The organism is Plantactinospora siamensis, assembly GCF_042434095.1.
GTDB lineage: Bacteria > Actinomycetota > Actinomycetes > Mycobacteriales > Micromonosporaceae > KBS50.
In genome coordinates this window covers 185,379-204,145 of sequence record NZ_JBHLUE010000008.1, presented here as the reverse complement: position 1 = coordinate 204,145, position 18,767 = coordinate 185,379, and the positions used below count along the sequence as shown (strand labels likewise).

General features: G+C 71.7%; 24 protein-coding genes, 1 tRNA gene and 1 pseudogene. 14 read left to right on the top strand and 12 right to left on the bottom strand.

What is annotated here, in order from left to right:
* Positions 1-82 precede the first annotated feature (82 nt).
* The 4 genes from ACFFHU_RS11895 to ACFFHU_RS11880 all read left to right on the top strand — a co-directional run bounded on the left by ACFFHU_RS11895 (position 83) and on the right by ACFFHU_RS11880 (position 1,812).
* Positions 83-156: transfer RNA gene (locus ACFFHU_RS11895), tRNA-Thr, on the top strand.
* 170 nt (positions 157-326) lie between these two features.
* Positions 327-722 carry a DUF2750 domain-containing protein gene (locus ACFFHU_RS11890; RefSeq protein ID WP_377338145.1) on the top strand — a complete coding sequence of 132 codons (396 nt, stop codon included), beginning with the start codon at positions 327-329 and terminating at the stop codon, positions 720-722.
* A 207-nt stretch (positions 723-929) separates the two neighbouring features.
* Positions 930-1,295, top strand: coding sequence for a hypothetical protein (locus ACFFHU_RS11885; RefSeq protein WP_377338143.1), 366 nt, complete (start codon positions 930-932; stop codon positions 1,293-1,295).
* Positions 1,296-1,335: 40 nt separating this feature from the next.
* Complete coding sequence (locus ACFFHU_RS11880) at positions 1,336-1,812, top strand: DUF5959 family protein (protein WP_377338141.1); 477 nt, start codon at positions 1,336-1,338, stop codon at positions 1,810-1,812.
* A 25-nt stretch (positions 1,813-1,837) separates the two neighbouring features.
* Here the strand turns inward: ACFFHU_RS11880 and ACFFHU_RS11875 are convergent, their stop codons facing one another.
* Positions 1,838-2,578 (bottom strand): aminoglycoside phosphotransferase family protein, encoded by a 741-nt coding sequence (locus tag ACFFHU_RS11875; protein ID WP_377338139.1) that lies wholly within the window; start codon positions 2,576-2,578, stop codon positions 1,838-1,840.
* A gap of 137 nt (positions 2,579-2,715) precedes the next feature.
* Between ACFFHU_RS11875 and ACFFHU_RS11870 the strand changes: the two genes are divergently transcribed.
* The 4 genes from ACFFHU_RS11870 to ACFFHU_RS11855 all read left to right on the top strand — a co-directional run bounded on the left by ACFFHU_RS11870 (position 2,716) and on the right by ACFFHU_RS11855 (position 4,371).
* A complete protein-coding gene (locus ACFFHU_RS11870) occupies positions 2,716-3,129 on the top strand; it encodes a hypothetical protein (protein WP_377338137.1) in 414 nt (137 codons plus the stop codon).
* An 18-nt stretch (positions 3,130-3,147) separates the two neighbouring features.
* A complete protein-coding gene (locus ACFFHU_RS11865) occupies positions 3,148-3,363 on the top strand; it encodes a helix-turn-helix transcriptional regulator (RefSeq protein WP_377338136.1) in 216 nt (71 codons plus the stop codon).
* A 47-nt stretch (positions 3,364-3,410) separates the two neighbouring features.
* Positions 3,411-3,668, top strand: coding sequence for a hypothetical protein (locus ACFFHU_RS11860; RefSeq protein WP_377338135.1), 258 nt, complete (start codon positions 3,411-3,413; stop codon positions 3,666-3,668).
* 250 nt (positions 3,669-3,918) lie between these two features.
* On the top strand, positions 3,919-4,371 hold the full coding sequence (locus tag ACFFHU_RS11855) for a lamin tail domain-containing protein (RefSeq protein ID WP_377338133.1): 453 nt from the start codon (positions 3,919-3,921) through the stop codon (positions 4,369-4,371).
* A 55-nt stretch (positions 4,372-4,426) separates the two neighbouring features.
* Here ACFFHU_RS11855 and ACFFHU_RS11850 read toward each other — a convergent pair whose 3' ends face one another.
* Both ACFFHU_RS11850 and ACFFHU_RS11845 read right to left on the bottom strand, forming a co-directional pair.
* On the bottom strand, positions 4,427-4,939 hold the full coding sequence (locus ACFFHU_RS11850; protein ID WP_377338131.1) for a P-loop nucleotide/nucleoside kinase family protein: 513 nt from the start codon (positions 4,937-4,939) through the stop codon (positions 4,427-4,429).
* Positions 4,940-4,972: 33 nt separating this feature from the next.
* A complete protein-coding gene (locus ACFFHU_RS11845) occupies positions 4,973-5,593 on the bottom strand; it encodes a hypothetical protein (RefSeq protein WP_377338129.1) in 621 nt (206 codons plus the stop codon).
* 768 nt (positions 5,594-6,361) lie between these two features.
* Between ACFFHU_RS11845 and ACFFHU_RS11840 the strand changes: the two are divergent.
* Positions 6,362-7,167: pseudogene (locus tag ACFFHU_RS11840) on the top strand (inositol monophosphatase family protein).
* Here ACFFHU_RS11840 and ACFFHU_RS11835 read toward each other — a convergent pair.
* The 5 genes from ACFFHU_RS11835 to ACFFHU_RS11815 all read right to left on the bottom strand — a co-directional run bounded on the left by ACFFHU_RS11835 (position 7,136) and on the right by ACFFHU_RS11815 (position 9,288).
* Positions 7,136-7,531 (bottom strand): VOC family protein, encoded by a 396-nt coding sequence (locus ACFFHU_RS11835; protein WP_377338128.1) that lies wholly within the window; start codon positions 7,529-7,531, stop codon positions 7,136-7,138. The pseudogene ACFFHU_RS11840 and the gene ACFFHU_RS11835 overlap by 32 nt on opposite strands.
* A 70-nt stretch (positions 7,532-7,601) precedes the next feature.
* Complete coding sequence (locus ACFFHU_RS11830; protein WP_377338126.1) at positions 7,602-8,174, bottom strand: GNAT family N-acetyltransferase; 573 nt, start codon at positions 8,172-8,174, stop codon at positions 7,602-7,604.
* A gap of 9 nt (positions 8,175-8,183) precedes the next feature.
* Positions 8,184-8,654: a hypothetical protein gene (locus ACFFHU_RS11825; protein WP_377338124.1), complete on the bottom strand. Its 471-nt coding sequence runs from the start codon at positions 8,652-8,654 to the stop codon at positions 8,184-8,186.
* A 77-nt stretch (positions 8,655-8,731) separates the two neighbouring features.
* Entirely contained in the window at positions 8,732-8,983 is a 252-nt protein-coding gene (locus ACFFHU_RS11820; protein ID WP_377338123.1) for a transcriptional regulator, read from the bottom strand.
* Between the two features lie 131 nt (positions 8,984-9,114).
* A complete protein-coding gene (locus ACFFHU_RS11815) occupies positions 9,115-9,288 on the bottom strand; it encodes a hypothetical protein (protein ID WP_377338121.1) in 174 nt (57 codons plus the stop codon).
* Between the two features lie 222 nt (positions 9,289-9,510).
* Here ACFFHU_RS11815 and ACFFHU_RS11810 point away from each other — a divergent pair, with 222 nt between their 5' ends.
* Genes ACFFHU_RS11810 through ACFFHU_RS11800 form a run of 3 tightly spaced genes read left to right on the top strand, consistent with a single transcriptional unit; the run spans position 9,511 to position 11,750 of the window.
* Positions 9,511-10,032, top strand: coding sequence for a DUF2231 domain-containing protein (locus ACFFHU_RS11810; protein WP_377338120.1), 522 nt, complete (start codon positions 9,511-9,513; stop codon positions 10,030-10,032).
* Complete coding sequence (locus tag ACFFHU_RS11805) at positions 10,029-10,634, top strand: Hsp20/alpha crystallin family protein (RefSeq protein WP_377338118.1); 606 nt, start codon at positions 10,029-10,031, stop codon at positions 10,632-10,634. The genes ACFFHU_RS11810 and ACFFHU_RS11805 overlap by 4 nt, the downstream gene beginning before the upstream one ends.
* A gap of 3 nt (positions 10,635-10,637) precedes the next feature.
* Positions 10,638-11,750: a glycosyltransferase family 9 protein gene (locus ACFFHU_RS11800; RefSeq protein WP_377338116.1), complete on the top strand. Its 1,113-nt coding sequence runs from the start codon at positions 10,638-10,640 to the stop codon at positions 11,748-11,750.
* 59 nt (positions 11,751-11,809) lie between these two features.
* On the opposite strand, the gene ACFFHU_RS11795 is transcribed toward ACFFHU_RS11800, so the two are convergent.
* A complete protein-coding gene (locus ACFFHU_RS11795; RefSeq protein WP_377338115.1) occupies positions 11,810-12,670 on the bottom strand; it encodes a glycosyltransferase family 2 protein in 861 nt (286 codons plus the stop codon).
* A complete protein-coding gene (rfaE2, locus tag ACFFHU_RS11790; RefSeq protein ID WP_377338113.1) occupies positions 12,667-14,352 on the bottom strand; it encodes a D-glycero-beta-D-manno-heptose 1-phosphate adenylyltransferase in 1,686 nt (561 codons plus the stop codon). The genes ACFFHU_RS11795 and rfaE2 overlap by 4 nt, the downstream gene beginning before the upstream one ends.
* A 229-nt stretch (positions 14,353-14,581) precedes the next feature.
* On the opposite strand from rfaE2, the gene ACFFHU_RS11785 reads away from it, so the two are divergent.
* The gene (locus ACFFHU_RS11785; RefSeq protein WP_377338111.1) at positions 14,582-15,130 is read left to right on the top strand and encodes a type 1 glutamine amidotransferase domain-containing protein; all 549 of its coding nucleotides are present in this window, start codon (positions 14,582-14,584) and stop codon (positions 15,128-15,130) included.
* Between the two features lie 46 nt (positions 15,131-15,176).
* Here ACFFHU_RS11785 and ACFFHU_RS11780 read toward each other — a convergent pair whose 3' ends face one another.
* Positions 15,177-16,475: an MFS transporter gene (locus ACFFHU_RS11780; RefSeq protein ID WP_377338109.1), complete on the bottom strand. Its 1,299-nt coding sequence runs from the start codon at positions 16,473-16,475 to the stop codon at positions 15,177-15,179.
* A gap of 84 nt (positions 16,476-16,559) precedes the next feature.
* Between ACFFHU_RS11780 and ACFFHU_RS11775 the strand changes: the two genes are divergently transcribed.
* Complete coding sequence (locus ACFFHU_RS11775) at positions 16,560-18,236, top strand: MDR family MFS transporter (protein WP_377338107.1); 1,677 nt, start codon at positions 16,560-16,562, stop codon at positions 18,234-18,236.
* Between the two features lie 5 nt (positions 18,237-18,241).
* Here ACFFHU_RS11775 and ACFFHU_RS11770 read toward each other — a convergent pair whose 3' ends face one another.
* Positions 18,242-18,736, bottom strand: a complete 495-nt coding sequence (locus ACFFHU_RS11770) for an NUDIX domain-containing protein (protein WP_377338105.1) — start codon at positions 18,734-18,736, stop codon at positions 18,242-18,244.
* Positions 18,737-18,767 lie beyond the last annotated feature (31 nt).

Here is an 18,767-nt window from a genome sequence, read left to right as displayed (position 1 = left end):
CAAAGCCCGAGATCACCGTCGCGATCGGCGGTGGAACCCCTCAGGGCGGCCGGCGGGGGATGCCGTACACTTGACCGCTGTTGCCGCCTTAGCTCAGTCGGCTAGAGCGACGCACTCGTAATGCGTAGGTCGACGGTTCGATTCCGTCAGGCGGCTCGGCACGGAAGCCCAGGTCATCGGCCTGGGCTTTGCCGTTTTCCAAGGTCAACAACACCGCCGCCAGCCGGGCCAGTCCGCACATGCCTCGCATCACTACGCCGCGACAGCCGCGTCCAGCCGGTCGGCGACAGTGCCCAGCGTCGTTGCGCTGCTACCGTCACGAAGTCATGAGCCAGAGCGGATCCCAGGCAGCGGCCTTCTTTCGTGAGGTCGCTCGTAACCAGGTCGTCTGGTTCGTCCGCGATGACGAAGGCAGCCCCGCACCCATCACCTCCAACGGCAAGCGGGCCGCTCCGTACTGGTCAACACTCGCTCGTGCCCAGCGGGCGGCCGAGATATGGGGGCGTGGTCTGCGGGTCGAGTCGATGTCGTTGGAGCAGTGGCAGAACAGGGAACTGCCGGACCTGGCCCGTGACGGCTTCCTTCTCGGCATCAACTGGACTGGAGCGCGGCTGGTTGGTTGGGAATTCACCGTCGGCGAAGTCCGTAACCGACTCGCCGTCGCGTTGGTGAGTCGCCCAGCGGAGACGAGGGGTCGGCAGGAGCCCACCTTCCGGCACTGACCGGCCCGCAACCGTTTCGCAAGAGGTCCGCGGACGGCGGGGAGCGGTGAGAGATGCCCGGCCGCTTTGCTGTCGCACGCGCCGGCATGTTCGCCGGGGGCACGGTTGGTGATACGAGAGCAGCTTCGTCTGTTGCGGCAGGGTCGGTACGTGCGTCAAGCCCGTCTTGACGTGGCGGAGCGCGTAGGAGGCCCCTATGGTGTTGCCGTGGATGATCGCAACGTCGAGGCTCACGAGCACTCGGATCAGCATGAGATGTTTCGGTCTTTGCCCTTTCCCTTCAGCGGGGGCCAGTTTCCCGGCAACCTCGGCGCAGTCGTCCAACGGACTGTGCTGGATGGTGTAGAGCCAGCGCGGGAAGTCATCCATGCCGACGATAACTCCTGGCTTGTCGGTGACGGAGTGAACGATCCGAATCAGCCCGGCGCTGTGGTCGCGACCTGCATGAAGCACGTCATCGAGCGGAACTCGTCGGTAACTCAACTTGCGAGCCTTCCGATTGGCCAGGTGGCCTATCGGGAGAATCCCGGCCAACCATGGTTGACCGAGCCCCACACCTGGCCCGAGGAGTAACGGGGTCGCCGGCGAGCGGAATCGTTGAAGGAGGCCATCGATGCCGGCGGTTAGCCCGGTAGAGCTGATCCGATTCGCGGACGAGGAGAACAGCGTGCTCGTCCGTGTGCTCGGCCGATTCTCACCAGGAGTCCTGACCTTTCACGATCATCTCCGGGCAGAGATCGTCGTGAACAGCGGATTCGCTTGCGGACGGCTGGACGCGCCGCTGTCTCGTGAAGATCTTGACGACTGGGAGCGGGCGTTGGGCGCGCTGCACGCGGGGGAGAGCGTCCGCTGGATGGACGATGGCCGCAACCCGGAGATCCAGGTCGAGCGGACCGACGACTCTGACTACCTTGAGGTCACCGTGATCGACCCCGTGATGTCGATGACCTCGGTTCGAGTCGCTGTGCGTCTGCCCGATGGCTGGCTCACCGCTCACCGCGACCGGCTGTACCTGGTCCGGCAAACCTGGCCAAGTGAGGTCATCAAGACGTCGTACGGCGCGCTGACCTGGCGTAGCAGCGGAAGCTAGCCGTGCAGCCAGTTGTGATCTTCTTCTAATCCCGAGGCTGCTGTGGGTCGATCAAGGCGGCGAGCAGGTCCTTCTCATGTCGGACGACCAGTTCTCGGTCTGCCTCGGCCCAAGAGATCGCCAACTCGGCGTGGCGTCGTCGCTCAGGAGCGTGTCGGCGGTTGCGCAGGTTCGCTTGCTCCGCCTCGGCGAGCTCAGTCTGCCTGCGCACGATGGCCCGGATCAGCGACTCGGACTGGATGTCGGCGTATCCGTCGCGTAGCTCACGAAGATGGCGGGCCTGGTCCGCTATCGGTACGTGACCCTGCGTCTGAATGCACCAGGTCCAGGCCATGTAGCCGAGATCATCGAGTGGATCGCCCGGGCGGCATGAGTCCCAGTCGATGAAGGCGACCGGGAGGCCATCCTGGAAGATCGTGTTGAAGGGACCCGGATCACCGTGGATGACGCACTCCTGGCCCTCGGCCAGTGCATGGCCGGCGGTGGCGTCGTGCAGGGCGCGGAGCATCTTCCCGCCCTGGGCGTAGGCTCCGAGCGCCCGCTGGCTGGGGTGGTCAGTGGTTTCGCCCGGAACGAACGTGAGAACGTCCCGACCCTCTTCGTCGACGCCCAGGCGCCGCGGCGCGTATGGGTAGCCGACGGCTTGCAAATGGGAGAGCACGCGAACGCTGAACGCGTTGTCCCCGCTGCTTCGGCGGTGCACGGCTCCGTCGACCCGCACGACCTCACGAGCGAGGTGCCCACCCGTCAGCGGAACCTCGGTCATGAGAAACCCTAACGCCCCTTTCGCTGCAACGACGCCCTGGCAGTCCGCATCCAGTACGCAAAAGGCGGCAAGGGAACGCTCAACTTGAATGGAAAGCATGCTTGACACATCTGATGGCGACCGGCCACGCTGTCCTCATGACAAGCAACCTTGACACGAAGGGGCAGAGTCGCGGGGACCGGGCCCGCGCCCGCGCCTACTTCCGCGATTTCGCCCCAGCCATGGCCGCCTACGTTGTCGCCATCGTCGCCATCGTCACCTGGGGTGGCCTCGATGGCGAAAACCCGTGGCGATTCGTTTGGGCGTTGGTACCCGTCGTGCCCGTCCTGGGTGTGGTGCGTGCCGTGGTGCGCAGCCTGCGCCACGCCGATGAGTACGCGAGGCTGGTCCAGCTGCGCGGACTCGCGGTCGGCTTCGCTGTCGCCATGGTCGCCTGCGTGGTCCTGGGCATGCTGACGGCCGCGGGTCTCAGCGTGCCGGCCGGTCCTTGGTTGGCTTTTGGCGCTGGGATGGCCTCCTGGGCGGCGGCCACTGCCATCGCCTCCCGGTGAGCGCGCCGGACACTGACCATGAAGAATCGCATCCGACAGCTGCGCACCGACCGGGGATGGACCCAGGCTGCTCTGGCAGACCTGTTGGACGTCTCTCGGCAGACCGTCAATGCCTTGGAGACCGGCCGATACGATCCCAGCCTGCCGCTAGCCTTCCGCCTGGCGCGTGTACTCGGCCAGCCCCTCGAAGCGATCTTCTACGACGAACATCATGCCACCCCGCCAGCACTCTGACCCTGACGGGAGGGAATCCCCGAGCCGGTCCCGAGCGGCGTTGTGCGGTGAGTGCGAAGATCGCCGATATGACGCCGGTCAAGAACCCGTGGTGGCAGACCGCCAAGACCCCGAAGCAGGGCTTCATCATGGGCGGGATCTGGCTCCTCCTCGGCCTGGCGTGGGTGGTCGTGGCCGTCGGAGAGCCCACGCCGTGGCATTGGGTCCTTGCGGCACTGTGGACGGTCGGTAGTGCGAGCCAGCTGATGTCGGCCGTGGCGTTGCAGCGACGGCGGCGCTCAGCTCCTGAGGCTCCGGGACGGTAGGCCAGAGCCTTCGCGCGGTTCGGGCCAACAGGCCGGAGCCGTCCTACGGCTCGATCGCAGTGGCCGTACCGGCGGAAGCCGGCGCGACCGGCGGCCAGCCGGTGCCGAACCGGATGGGCCGCGGCATCGTCCGGCGGCGCGCGCTCCACCGAAGATATTGAGAACTGGTTACTGTCGGATTGCTGTCTCAGTCAGCCGTCCGAACAGGGATACGCTCCGCCCCCAAGATCAAAGCCTAGGGGGGACCACCTTGAAGAAGCGGCTGATCAGCCTCGTCTCCGCTCTTGTCATCGGGTTCGGCGCAACGCTAGCCGCCGCCGCGCCGGCCGAGGCCGCCAATCCGGCGGTCATGCTGACGATCGTGTACTACGACTCGCCGGGCAAGGACACCGGTTCGAACGCCAGCCTCAACGCCGAGTACTTCGGGCTGAAGAACACCCGCAGCTACGCGCTCAACCTGAAGAACTTCACCGTACGGGACAAGGCCGGGGCCACCTACCGGTTCTCCGGCGACTTCGTGCTGCGCCCGGGGGCGAGCGTGTACGTCCACACGGGCAAGGGCACCAACACAAGCGTGCACCGCTACTGGGGCCGAGGCTGGTACGTCTGGAACAACACGGGTGACACCGCATACCTGCGCAGCAACTACGGCACCCTGCTCGACTCCTGCTCGTGGGGTCGGGGCAGCTACAAGTACTGCTGATCCCCGTCGCGCCGTCGTGCCCGGTCGCGGCCCCCCGCCTCGATCGGCATCGGCGCTACCGACCGGCCAGCCACGCCAGGATGTCGGGAACGAGCTCGGCGACGGCCCGTTCCGCATCGAGCCGCAGGCAGGCATCCTCGGTCCACGGTTCGAACGACTCCCGCCGGGCCCGCACGTCCGCCCAGGACGGCTCCCGTACGTGGACCAGGTCGCGGACCCGCCCTTCGAGCCGCCGACGGTGCTCGGTCTCGTCGGCCAGGGTCAGCAGCACGAACCCGAGCCGTACGCCTGCCCGCTCCGCAGCGACGCGCCAGGTGTTTCGGGCCGGCTCGCTGTCGTTGACCGCGTCCACCACGACCGTCCGGTCGAGGTCGAGGTTCAGTTCCGCCATGGCCCGTGCGGCCTCGTAGGCGCCCACTCCGGTCTCCCAGGACCGGGGCAGCCCCGCGCCGAGCAACGCCTCCTCGATCGGGTCGATGGACAGGTGGACGCCGTCGAGCCGGGCGGCCAACTCGGCCGCCACCGCCGACTTTCCGGTGCCGGGCAGGCCGGAGACAACGATGAGCATGGACCCACCCTGCCAGCCGCCGGTGACAAAAGATCAGCCGGTCGGTCCGCCGCGGCGGCGTCTGTGCTCGATGTCCTGCTGGACATCGGGGTCCCAGAGCGAGGCGTCCCAGTCGGTCGGTTCCGGTTCCATCGACATCTGTGTCCCGGAGACCTGCGGTCGGGGCCGCTGCGGCTGCGCCTGCTCGGGTCGATCCCGATCACCCAGCGCGGGCATACCGGCAGCGCCGTACCGGCCGACAGGATCGGTCTGCGGCCCGGCGGCCACGCCGGGGAGGACGGTGATCGCTGGGACCGGCGCCGCCTGCCAGCGCCGGAGCTTGCGATCGGCGATGAGCACGCCGGCGATCAGCAGGATGGCGCCGACCGCCCGCGCCAGGTGCAGGGCCACCGGGATCTTCAAGGGCAGGAGGTACGCCAGGAACAGGACGAGGCCTCCGCTGGAGAGTGCCCAGTTGCGGACGATCGAGAACCGTGTCTCGACCAAGCGATTCGTCGCGCGGGCCAAGGCGGCGAAGGCCAGGAAGAGCGCCGCGGGCGCCACGGCCGCCAGCACCAGCACGGTCCGGCCGCTCGGCGCGGCCAGCAGGTGGGCATCGATCGCTGCTCGGATCAGCGAGAGCCCCGCAGCGAGCGCGGCGACCGCGACCAGCACCCATGCCGCAACGCGCCAGCCCAGCGGTAGTGCCGCGACCCGAGCGCCAGCACCTGAGCACACGTGTCCCTGCCCAGGACGATCAAGAATGGCACCACACTTAGGACAGGTCATTCCCGCCATCCCCCATGCTGATCCCGCGATCAGTGCAGGGTATTCGATCAGGGACGGCCGGGCCGTCCCCTCGGGATGCCAGCCGGTGATGCTGAGCCATCAGGTCCGTCAAGCCGTACGGAGGCATGATGCCGTCGAAGGATGAGCGGGGCGAGTTCTCCCCGCAACCCCGGCCCGCTGAGCGACCACCCCACGCTCTTCCCTGGGAGAGCGGGCGGGCGTTCCGGCTGTGGCGCTACGGCGTCGGGCATTCCCAGTTGCTGCTCCGGAGTTCCGGATACGGCGCGCGAGGAACCCTGAGCATCTTGTTCGAGGCAGTCGAGCTCATGAAGCTCCGGAGGAGCTACGAGGATCTCGTTCTTCGCCTCGCCGCCGACGGCGAGAAACACTGGTTCGAGGGGATGGAGTCGTTGCCGATTCCCCAACTCTGGCTGGTCCTGGAGAGCCCGGACCGGTCGGACTGGTGGCCTGTTCACGAGTCACCGTTCGAACGCTCGACGATGCGGAGACCGATTCTTGGTTTGCTGGCCGCGTCCTGTTCTCGGTCGTCCGAGGGACTGGCCCGGCCGGGCCGACGATCACGAGTTGAGCGGCCCCGACGGCTGGCTCCGCGGGACGGCCGATCCCGTTGATCGGGGCGCGTACCGTAACGGCATGTCGATCTCGGACCCGGAGCTGGCGGTCTCGGCCGCGGGGGGGCCGGCGCCGCCGTCGTGCTGGCGAGGTACGGCACGTCGCTGACCCGCCTCGACAAGGGCGGGGGCGACTTTGCCACGGCCGCGGACATCGAGGCGGAGCAGGGGATCCTCGATGTGCTGCGGGCGGCGAGACCGGCGGACGGCATCGTCGGTGAGGAGAGCGGCCGCAGCGGGCCGGGCGGTAACGGCCGGGAGTGGCTGGTCGATCCGCTGTGCGGGACGCTGAACTACGCCGTCCGGAACATGCTGGTGGCGGTGAACGTCGCCCTGCGGGTGGGCGCGGAGACCACGACGGCTGCCGTGGCCGACCCGTTCAGCGGAGAGGTGTTCTGGACCGACGGCGCCGGTGCATACCTGCGCCGGGACGGCCGGGACGAACCCATCACCCCGAGCCCCGACTCCCGGCTGATCGACGTCAACCTCGACCCGCCGTTTCCCAACGACCCGGACTTCCGGGCGGTCCGGCTGCTCGCCGACCCCGGCTTCGCCGAGCGGTTCCGGCCCCGGGTCGTCTCCACCACCCTGGCCGTGGCCTGGGTGGCCGCCGGCCGGCGGGCGGCCTACGTGACCGACGGCCACCTGCGGGACAGCGTCCATTTCGCCGCCGGCATCGCGCTGTGCCGGGCCGCGGGGTGCGTGGTCACCGGCATCCGTGGCGAGCCGCTGCATACCGGCGCCGGTGGTCTGGTGGTCGCCGCCGATCGGGAAACCCACGCCGCGCTGCTGGAACTCATCCGGCACCAGCGCCCGGCGGAGGGTTGACCGGCGCCGCCCAGGACGGCCGGTTGATCAGGCAGAAGGGGTGCCCCGCCGGGTCGGCGTAGACGTGGTCCGCCCCCGACAGCTCGGTGGCGCCGAGCGCGAGCACGGCCGTGGCGGCCTCGTCCAGGTCGTCCACCATGACGTCGAAGTGGATCTGCTGCGGCGCGGCCGGGTCCGGCCACCGCGGCGGCCGATGGCCCGGCGCGAGCTGGAATCCGAGGCCGGAGGTGGTGTCGTCCTTGGACACCACGAAGAAGTCGGCGCTGCGGTACGTGACCGGCAACCCGAGCAGCGCCGCGTAGAACTCCGCCAGGACCCCGGGGTCGGGGCAGTCGACGATGGTGTGGTGCAGCCGACCAATCATGCGAACCGCGCTCCCTGAACCGGGTCGATGTCGCCCGAAGCATAGGCGGCCGGTGGGACATCCAGCCTCGTCAGCCGTCGGTGCCCAGGCGGGCGTGCAGGTGCATGTCGTGCCAGCCATCCGCGTGGAGGCCCTGGCCGCGCCGGGTGCCCTCGACCGGGAAGCCGCACCGCAGCGCCACCCGGCAGGACGCCGGATTCGCGGTCGAGTGCGACAGCTCCAGCCGGTGCAAGCCCAGCTCCCCGAAACACCAGGCGGCCGCGGCGGTCAGCGCCCGCGGCGCGGTCCGGTGGCCGCGAGCGGCCGGCAGCACCCAGTACGACACGGCGGCGCAGCCTTCCGCCAGGTCGATCCGGCGCAGGCCGACCTGGCCGACCACCGCGTCCCCGGCCAAGACGGCCCAGCTGGCGTCGGTCTCGGCGGCCCACCGCCGCGACCAGGCCGCGATCCAGGCCTCCGCCTCAGGCCCGATCATCGTGCGACAGTGCCATCGCTGAATGGCCGGATCGGCGTACGCGGTCAGCACGGCGTCGCGGTCCGGTGGCCGCCAGGGCCGCAGCAGCAGGCCGTCGGCCGCCAGGACGGGCTGCTCGCGACTCGCGAGCGCGCCGGGTGGCACGGCCGGTGTGGTGAGCGACGGCATCGGGCGAACTCAGTCCGGCCGGCCGCGCGAGATGCGTACGGACCAGCGCTGTTCCAGGGTGGCCGGCCGCACGGTCACCGTGATCTCGCCCTTCGGCGCCGATTCGTCGGTGAACCCCTGGTCGGTGCCGTCGCAGCTCACCGTGAGGCTGGCGCCGTAGGTGGCCCGTACCTCGATCTCGTCGCCGCCCCGGCAGGCCACCTCGACGTCCAGCGGCCCCCGGCTGCGCTCGTCGCCGATTCGTCCGGTCCAGCCGCCCGTGCGGTCGGCGGCCTCGACGGCCGTCCCCCCGGCATTGCCGCCGCCGAGCCGGGGAAGCGCCAGGCCGGCGGCGCCGGTCGGCGCCTCCGCCGCGGCGGGGGACGGTGCCCCGGACCGGTCCGGCGGTGGGCGGCGGACCCCGCACCCGGCCGGCAGGCTCGACAGCACGAGCAGGGCCGCGATCGGCGCGACCGCCCGGACCCGCGAACGCCACCGCACATGATCCTCCCGGGTACTGGTCGCTCGGTCGCGGAAGCATACGGCCCGAGCCGCTCCCGTCGGGACCGCCGGCGGGGTCAACCGCGGCGCAGGATCGCGTTGGTGATCCGCGAGGCGCCGAGGTCGGTCACGTTGACCAGCTCCCAGCCGAACTGGCCGAGGAACTGCGCGCAGGACAGCACCTCCGGCAGCGCTGTCGAGGGTGGACCGGAGGAGACCACGGAGAGGTACCGGTGTGGATAGGTTCGCAGGTCGGCGGTGCCGTCGATGATCGACGTGGCGCTGACCGTGAAGGACCGGGCGATCTGTTCCGGACTCGCGGCGGGCATGCCGGCCACGATAGTTCCGGCGGGCGCGCCGCTGCTGTCCCGCCGAGGGCCCCGCAGCGCCGTGGCCGGTGGCCGTCGGGGTCGGGGCCGCCGGGTCGAGGCGTCTGGTCGCGGCCGTCAGGTGGAGGCCGTCAGGTGGAGGCCGTCAGGCTGGTCAGGAAGTCGCCCAGGCCCTGGGCGATCGCCATCAGCACGCCGCCGATGCCCCGGACCGTCTGTGCCGCGCCGTCCGGGCGGAACGCCACGAAGAAGATCACGAATCCCAGGAAGAGCCACGAGAAGATCTTCTTGACGGTAATCGGCATGGCTCCCTCCATCCCTGCTGCCCATCGGCCGGCCCGGCGGACGGCGCGGCGTACCCGAAGACGGTGTCGGCTAAACGGGCGAGTCGGCGCGAAAGCGGAAGAAATCGGGGAAGCTACCGGTGGGTCGGCGAGCGGAGCGGTGGGTTTGTCCGACCCCGAGACGGGTACCGCTGTCCGCATCCGGACCGCACCGCCGCCCCCGCCGCAGCCCCAGGAGGCGCCATGGAGAGCCGACTCAAGGTGCTGGGTCACCCGGTGCATCCCATGCTCGTGATGTTTCCGGTGGCGCTTTTCGTCACCGGCGTCCTGTTCGACCTGGCCGACGCGCTCGGCGGCTCGGCCGTGCTCGGCGAGGTGGCGTACTGGAACATCGTGGTCGGCCTGGTGGTGGGCATCCTCGCCGCCGCGGCCGGCCTATTCGACCTGCTGGCCATCCCGGCCGGCACCCGGGCCAAGCGGGTGGGCATCATGCACGCGCTGGTCAACACGGGCGTGCTGCTGCTCTTCGCCGGGGTCTGGGCGGTCCGGATGTCGGCGGCGGCCGGGCACTCGGCCGGCGGCGGACTGCTCGCCATCGAGCTCGTGGCGCTGGCCGGGGCGGCCGTCGGGGCCTGGTTCGGCGGCGAGCTGGTCGACCGGCTCGGCGTGGGGGTGGATCCGGACGCCGGTCTGAACGCGCCCAGCTCGCTGCGCCCCACCGGGCCGCCGAACAGCAAGCTCGGGCAGATGGGGGACGCGCGATGACCGCACCGCGCCGGGGCGAGCGGTGGGATCCGCTCGCCGAGCTGCAGGCGCTGCGTGCCGAACTCGGCCGGCTGGTCGGTACGGCCCTGGTCGGCTCCGGCGGCGGTACGCCGGACATCGAGCTGGCCGAGACGGAGGACGGCTGGACGGTGCTGGCCCGGTTGCCCGGGGTGGCCCCCGACGAGGTGGCGGTGGAGCTCGACGACCGGGACCTGTGCATCCGGGCCCGCTCGGAGGAGGAGGTCAACGCCGATCTCGGGATGCCCGGCAGCGGCTCCCGCACCCGGTCTTTCGAGCACCGCATGACGCTGCCCAGCCGGGTCGACGCCGACCGGATCGACGCGGTGATGGACCACGGCCTGCTCACCGTGCACCTGCCCCGGTCCGGCCGGAGCGCCCGGCGCACCATCACGATCGGGCGTACCGGATATGGCCCGGGCGCGTCGGTCGGGCTCGGCGCGGGGCGCACGGGCGGTGCTGGGAGCACGGATCGCGCCGGGAGCACCGCCGGCGGTGGCCCGTCGGCCGGCCCGATCGACCCGGCCGCCGACCGCGAGCTGCACCACCCGGACGTCGACACCACGCTGCAACGGCCCAGCTGAGGAATGAGCAGACCCGACGGACCGCCGCCGGCGTCCGGTGAGCTCGTGCCCGGCGTCCGGCGGATCGCCGTGCTCCGGGCGAACGCGCTCGGCGACTTCATCTTCGTGCTGCCCGCCCTGGAGGCGCTGCGGGCCGCGTACCCGGAGGCGGAGATCGTGCTGCTCGGCGCGCCCTGGCACGCGGAGCTGTTCGACGGACGGCGGCCGGGCCCGGTGGACCGGGTGCTGGTGGTGCCGCCCGGGCCGGGCATCCGGGCCGCGGGCCCGGACGAGCCGGCCGCGTCGCCGGAGGACTTCCTGGCCGCCGCCCGCCGCGAGCGGTTCGACCTGGCCGTGCAGCTGCACGGCGGGGGCGCCAACTCCAACCCGCTGATCAGCGGCCTGGGCGCGCGGGTGACCGTGGGGCTGCGGGCCGAGGACGCCCCCCCGCTGGACCGCTGGCTGCGGTACGTCATCTACCAGCCGGAAACGGTGCGGTACCTGGAGGTGGTCGGGCTGGTCGGCGCCGCCCCGGTGACCTGGACGCCGCGGCTCGTCGTGACCGACCACGACCGGGCGGAGGCCGAGCGGGTGACCGGCCGGGCCGGCCGGCCCCGGGTCGCGCTGCATCCGGGCGCCACCGACGCGCGCCGGCGGTGGCCGCCGGAACGCTTCGCGGCCGTCGCGGACCGGCTGGTCACCGACGGGTACGACGTGTTCGTCACCGGCTCGGCCGGCGAGCGGGAGCTGACCTCCCGGGTGGTGGCGGCGGCCCGGGAACCGGTGCGGGACCTCGCCGGCGAGCTGTCCCTGGGCGGGCTGGTGGGGTTCCTCGCCGGCTGCGCGGCGCTGGTGGCCAACGACACCGGCCCGGTCCACGTGGCTGGTGCCGTGGGCACGCCGACGGTGGGCGTCTTCTGGGTCGGCAACGTGATCAACTGCGCAACGCCGCTGCGGGCCCGGCACCGGCCGATCATCTCGTGGACGCTGCGCTGCCCGGTCTGCGGCGCGGACTGCAGTCGGGACATCTACCCGGACCGGCCCGGGGACGGCTGCGCGCACCGCGAGTCGTTCGTCACGGACGTACCGGTGTCCGAGGTGCTGGCCGCGCTGGCGGACCTGACGGCCGGCGGCTGATCCAGGGCGTTAAGAAGGGGCCCTTCCTATACAAGAAGCGATAACAAGGGGCCCTTCCTTCAGCTCTCCTCGAGGACGACCTGCCAGGCTTCCACGTCGCGGTCGGTGACCGTGGTCGGCGTCTCCAGGTGGTAGGCGCCGCTCGGCACCACGCCGGCCCCGCCGTACCGCTCCAGCACGGCGAGCTGGGCGGCCACGTCCTCGCCCTGGTGCCGCTCGCCCACCCGGGACCAGAAGTCGAAGCCGCCGGCCGACACCAGCTTGGCCCGGTCGTACAGCACGCAGCCGCCGATCCAGGAGACCTTGTACGCCCGCCACTCGCCCGGGGCCAGCCCCAGCCGTTCGGTCACGTGCAGCAGGTTCGCGGCCGGGTGGATGCTGGCCCGGTTCCACTCGGGCGTGCCCGGCCGGATCCGCTCCGGTGCCGGCGGCCCGACCCATTCCTCGTAGTACGCGTGCGTCTCCGGGCGCACGTCGGCCGCGTAGGACAAGCCGTGCACGGCGTTGCCCACGAAGCCACAGCCGAGCCGGCGCAGCGCGGTGAGCATCCGGTCGACCGCCCCCGGCTCCAGCCACACGTCGTCGTCCACGCTGAGCACGTACCGGGCCCGGGATCGGGACAGCAGGTAGGCGCGGTGCTCGGCCAGGCCTCGCCGGGGCAACCGGCGGGTCAGCAGCACCGGATGCCCGCGGTGCCGCAGGGCCCGGACCATCGTGGCGGCCGCCGGCTCGGCCCAGCCGGGACCGGCGTCGGACTGGTCGCTGACCACCACCCCGAAGCCGGCCGGGCCCGGCTGGGCCGCCAGCCCGGACAGCGTGACGGCCAGTTCGGCCGGCCGGTTCCGGGTCGGGATCAGCACATCCAGCTCGCGCTCCGCGCGGAACCCCTCCGGGTCACCCGGATCCAGCGGCCGCGTCACCGCCGTTCACCGGAAAGGAAGGGCCCCTTCTTATCGCTTTTTGTAGAGGAAGGGTCCCTTCCTAACGCGTGCGCCCGGATCCGGTCGATGATGGCCGAGGTGGACCGGTCCGGCACGTACCCGAGGGTCCGCACCTCGCCGCCCAGCTCGCGGACCAGCGGCGCCTCCGGGACCAGCTCGGGCGGGTAGTCGCCGCCCTTGACGTACACGTCCGGGCGGACCACCTCGATGAGGGCTCCCGGCGAGTCCTCCTCGAAGACCACCACGTGATCCACGCAGCCCAGGGCGGTCAGCACCGCGGCCCGGTCCTCGATCGGGTTCACCGGGCGGTCCGAGCCCTTGAGCCGGCGCACGCTGTCGTCCGAGTTGACCGCGACGATCAGCACGTCGCCGAGCGCCCGGGCCTGTTGCAGGTAGCCGACGTGGCCCCGGTGCAGCACGTCGAAGCAGCCGTTGGTGAAGACAATGGTGCGGCCGGCGGTGCGGTGCGCGTCGACCAGCGCGGCGAGGCCGGCCGGGTCGACCAGGCCCGGCAGCGGGCCACCACCGCCGGCGTCGGCCGCGCCGAGCGCCGCCAGCAGATCCGCCCGTACGCAGACACAGGTCCCGGTGTCGGAGACCGTGATCGTGGCCGCGAGCTGGGCGAGCTGGGCCGCGGTGTGCAGCGGCGCGTCCGCGGCCAGGGCCAGGGTCATGGCCGCCAGGTACGCGTCGCCGGCGCCCACGGTGTGGCTCGGCGGCACCGGGGTGGCGTGGCTGCGCCGGTGCTGGCCATCGGCGCCACCGACCACCGCGCCATCCACGTCCAGGGTGACGGCCACGACGTCCGCGCCGGTCCGCGCGCGCAGCTCGGGCAGCCGGGCCCGGGCCAGCTCGGCCCGGTCGGTGCCCAGCTCCGGGCCGGCCACCACGATGTCATGGCCGGCCGCCCCGATCTCGTCGCCGGTCAGCTCGATCTCCACGGTCGGGACGGGCGCCGCGGAGCCGGCCGCGCGCCCGGCCGGCGGCCCGTCGAGCAGCCGGGTGGCCTCGGCCAGGCTGGGCGTCACCACCGTGGGGGCGAGCCCGCGCCACTGCGTCAGGTCGTGCGCGTCCAGCGCCACGGTGGCGAACATCTCGCGGTGCCGCACCAACCATGCGCGTACCGGCTCCGGCAGCGCGCCGAGCCCGTAGTCGCAGATCACCAGGGTGGGGTCGCCGTCGGTGCGGGACCGCAGCTCGGTCGCCGTCCGGGCGAGCGCGCCGAGCAGTTCCCCGATCACCTCGTCGGTGAGCCGGACGTCCGCGTCGCCCTCGTCCTCGCGTACCAGGATCTGGTTGCCGGCCAGCAGCCGGCGCTTCACCGGCGTGGGGCGACCGGGCTGGGAGACCGTCCGGTCCCAGACCGCGGCCCGGTCCAGGCAGTCGTGCAGCTCGTCGGCCGCCACGTCGCTGCCGATCGGCGCCACCAGCGCGGGTCGGCCGCCGAGGGCGGCCAGGTTGACCGCCGTGTTGGCGGCGCCGCCGGCCGCCACGAGCCGGTGCCGCAGGGTGAGTACGGGGGCGGGCGCCTCCCGGCACAGCCGGTCGGAGTCGGCGAAGCGCCACTCGTCCAGCATGGCGTCGCCGACGACCAGCACGCCACGGCCGATCCACCCGTTGACCACGGCCGCCATCCGCTGCTGTTCGGCTGCTGTCGGCATACGGATACGGATCCCCGGGCAAAGGGCGGTCAAACGCCGGTCGGCCGGGGCGATCCGCAGCGCGCACGGGCCCACCCGGCCCCGGGGCCGGTGGCGTCGGCCACCCCGCCCGGACGGGGCGTTTGGCGGGTACGGGGCTGGAAAGGATGCAAAGCGGAGCGTGCCGGAAACGCCGTTCCGCAACCAAGGTCCCGGCGTCGCGCCGGGTGACCCTCGGAAGGAGTTCACCATGGCAGCATCGCTGCAGGGTAAGCGGGTCGCGTTCCTCGCCACCGACGGGGTGGAAGAGGTCGAGTACACCCAACCCCGGGAGGCGGTGGAGAACGCGGGTGCCACCGCCGAGCTGATCTCCCTCCAGCCCGGCTCGATCCAGGCGTTCAACCACCTCGACAAGGGCAAGACGTACGACGTGGACGGCACCGCGGCCGACGCGGACCCGGGCCGGTACGACGCGCTCGTGCTGCCCGGCGGGGTGGCGAACCCCGACGCGCTGCGGAGCGACCCAAACGCGGTGCGCTTCGTGCGGGCGTTCTTCGACGCCGGCAAGCCGGTCGGGGTGATCTGCCACGGGCCGTGGACGCTCATCGACGCCGGTGTGGTGGAGGGGCGGACCCTCACCTCCTGGCCCAGCCTGCGCACGGACCTGGCCAACGCCGGGGCGACCTGGGTGGACGAGGAGGTCCACACGGACAACGGGCTGGTCAGCAGCCGCAAGCCGGACGACCTGCCGGCGTTCTGCGCCAAGATCGTCGAGGAGTTCGCCGAGGGCAAGCACTGACCCAGAGGTATGGCACCTTCACGTGGCGTCAATGAGCTGCCGGGCATCACGCGGTCCGGCTCAGCCCCGCGGTGGCCCAGGCCGCCTCCTCAGCCTCCTTGCGGGCCCGGCCGGTCCGCCCGTCGTAGCGGATCAGACCCGGCAGGGCGGCGGCCAGCGCGACCGTGCCGACCACGCAGAGCACGCCACCGGAGACGATCGAGCCCGAGATGCCGGTCCACCGGGCCGTGAGTCCCGAGCGGAGCTGCCCGAGCAGCGGCCCGGTCGAGTACGACAGCATCTCGATCCCGGCCAGCCGACCCCGGAGATGATCGGGGATGGTCTGGTTCCAGATGACTCCTCGAAAAATGCCCGACACCTCGTCGGCCGCGCCGGCCAGGGCCAGTAGCGGCAGGGCCAGCCACAGCGCGTGGGCCAGCCCGAAGCCCAGGATGGCCGCCCCCCAGGCGCCGGCCGCCAGCACCACCATGAGGCCGTGCCGGTTGACGTGCCGGACCCAGCCCGAGGTCAGCGCGGCCACCATGGCGCCGGCGGCCGGGGTGGCATAGAGCAGGCCGAGGACCGCGGGGCCGCCCAGCCGTTCGGCCAGGAACGGGTAGAGCGCCTGCGGCATCCCGAAGAACATGGCGTTGATGTCCACCAGGTACGTGCCGAGCAGTTCCGGGCGGCTGCCCGCGTACCGCAGGCCGGTGACCACCGAGCGCAGCGACGGCCGGTCGGCGGCGGTGGGCGGCGGCACCGCGCGGACCACCATCAGCAGCGTGAGCGACACCGCGAAGGTGGCGAGGTCCAGCGCGTACACCCAGCCGAGGTCCACGCTCGCGATCAGGACGCCGGCCAGCGCCGGCCCGGCCAGCGAGACCACGTTCATCCGCATCGAGTTCAGCGCGCCGGCCGCGGGGATCTCGTCCGGGGTGACCACCCGGGGCGTGATGGCCTCCAGGGCCGGCCGCTGCACCCCGTCGAGCGCCGCCGTCAGGCCCGCCACCAGATAGAGCAACCACAGGTGCGGGCGATCGGTCATGGCGTTGACCAGCAGGGTTCCGCAGAGCAGCGTGAAGCCGATCTCGCCGCCCAGCACCAGCCGGCGGCGGTCCAGATAGTCGGCCAGGGCGCCGCCCACGAACGCCATGAACAGCAGCGGCACCAGCTCGCACACCCCGAGCAGGCCGACCAGCAGCGGATCCTTGGTCAGCGCATAGACCTGGTAGGGGATCGTGACGTACGTGACGAAGGACCCCAGCCCGGACACGCCGGTGGCCGTGAAGAGCAGCCGGAAGTCCCGCGACGTACGCAGCGGGGTGAGGTCCATCGCCAGCCGGCGGAGGAGGCTGTTCAGCGGCACGACCGGATGCTGACGGACGGCCCGCCGGGCTGTCGAGCGGATATCGGGCAGGCATGTTTCCGGCCGCCCCGGGGAGACCGGACCATGACCACGGCTCCCAGCGACCGCCCTGCCCTGCCGCACCGCCAGATCCTGCTGCTGATGAGCGGCCTGCTGACCGGAATGCTGCTGGCCGCGCTGGACCAGACCATCGTCGGCACGGCGCTGCCCACCATCGTGGGCCAGCTCGGCGGCATCAACCACTACTCCTGGGTGGTCACCGCGTACCTGTTGGCCTCCACGGCCTCGACGCCGCTGTACGGCAAGATGGCCGACCTGTACGGGCGCCGCCCGGTGTTCCTGTTCTCGATCGGGGCCTTCCTGGTCGGCTCGCTGCTGGCCGGGGCGTCGCAGAACATGACCCAGCTGATCGTCACCCGGGGCCTGCAGGGGCTCGGCGCGGGTGGCCTGATGACCCTCGCCTTCACCATCATCTCGGACGTGGTGCCGCCCCGGGAACGCGGCCGCTATCAGGGCCTGTTCGGCGCCGTCTTCGGGCTGGCGTCGGTGGCCGGGCCGCTGGTGGGCGGCTACTTCGCCGAACACGACTGGCGGTGGATCTTCTATCTGAACGTGCCGCTCGCCATCGTGGCCCTGGTGGTGTGCTACCGGGTGCTGCGGCTGGTGCCCTTCCAGCGGCGCCGGCACGCGATCGACTGGTTGGGCGCCGCGCTGCTGGTGGCCGGGGTGAGCAGCCTGCTGCTGGCGCTCAGTTGGGGCGGCAGCCAGTACCCGTGGGGCTCTGGTCTGATCATCGGGTTGTTCGTGGCCGGCGCGGTGCTGGCCGTGCTGTTCCTGGCCCAGGAGCGCCGGGCCAGCGAACCGATCCTGCCGCTCGGGCTGTTCCGGCGGCCCACCTTCGCGCTGGCGAACGCGGCCGGCTTCGTCCTCGGCCTGGTGATGTTCGGCTCGATCATCTTCATCCCGCTCTACCTGCAGATCGTCAAGGGCGCCTCACCGACCCGCAGCGGCCTGCTGATGCTGCCCATGATGGCCGGCATCATCGTCACCTCGGTGCTCTCCGGCCGGGCGATGAGCCGGCTGGGGCGGTACAAGTGGTTCCCGGTGGCCGGCTCGGCCACCCTGGTGGCCGGGATGCTGCTGTTCACCCGGCTCCAGGTGGGCACGCCGCTGTGGGCCGCCTTCGGCTACATGGTGGTGATCGGCGTCGGCCTGGGGCTGTGCATGCAGTCGCTCATTTTGGCCGTGCAGAACGCCGTCGAGGTGCGCGACCTCGGCGCCGGCACGTCGGCCGCGACGTTCTTCCGCTCGCTGGGCGGCTCGTTCGGGGTCGCCATCCTGGGTACCGTCCTGTCCAACGGGCTCACCAGCCACCTCGCCCAGCGGCTTCCCGGCGCCATCGCCCAGTTGCCGCCCGCCGAGCGGGCCCAGGTGGCCGCGGCCGGCGGTGCCAGCATCTCGATCAACGAGCCGTCCCGGATCCTGGCGCTGCCCGGTCCGGTCCGGGCGGCCATCCAGGCCGCATTCGTCGACTCGCTGCATCCGGTCTTTCTGACGGCGGGGCTGATCGCCGTGGTGGCGGTGGTCGTGACGCTGGCGCTGCCCAACCGCGAGCTGCGCGGCGCCGGCCCGCGGGGCGCCACCGGCGGCGTCGGGCCGGCCGGCGGTCCCGCCCCGGCCGCCGGCGGCAAGCCGTTGGACCGGCAGTCCAAGGACGAGGCCGCCACCGAGATGGAGGCCCAGTCCCAGACCATGATCTGACCGGGTCACTTCGTGACGAGGCGACCGGTCTGCTCGAAGGCGGCCAGATCGGCCAGGGTCTCGGTGACCGAGGGGGAGAGCGGCTCGGGGAAGTCGGCCGGCCGGCAGAACCGGGCGTCGGTGGTCTCCTCGGTCGGCACCGCGAGGTCCCCGCCCCACGCGTCGACCCGGAACGCCACCGTGAAGACCTGGTACGTGTGCCCGTACATGTTGGTGTGCGTGCGGTCCGGGCCGGTGTACATGGCGAACGGGGTGACCGCGGTGGCCCGCAGGCCGGTCTCCTCGCGCACCTCCCGGATGGCGCAGTCGGAGATCGACTCGCCGAGTTCCATGGCGCCGGCCGGCATGGCCCAGTGCCCGTTGTCGGAGCGCTCGATCAGCAGCACCCGTCCGGCGTCGTCCCGGACCACGGCGCGGGCGCCCACGAACAGCAGCGTCCGGTCGCCGGCCAGGGCGCGCAGTTGACCGACGTACGACTCGGCCCAGGTGAGGTATGCCATGCCCACACCCTAGAAGCGATCATCGTCCCCG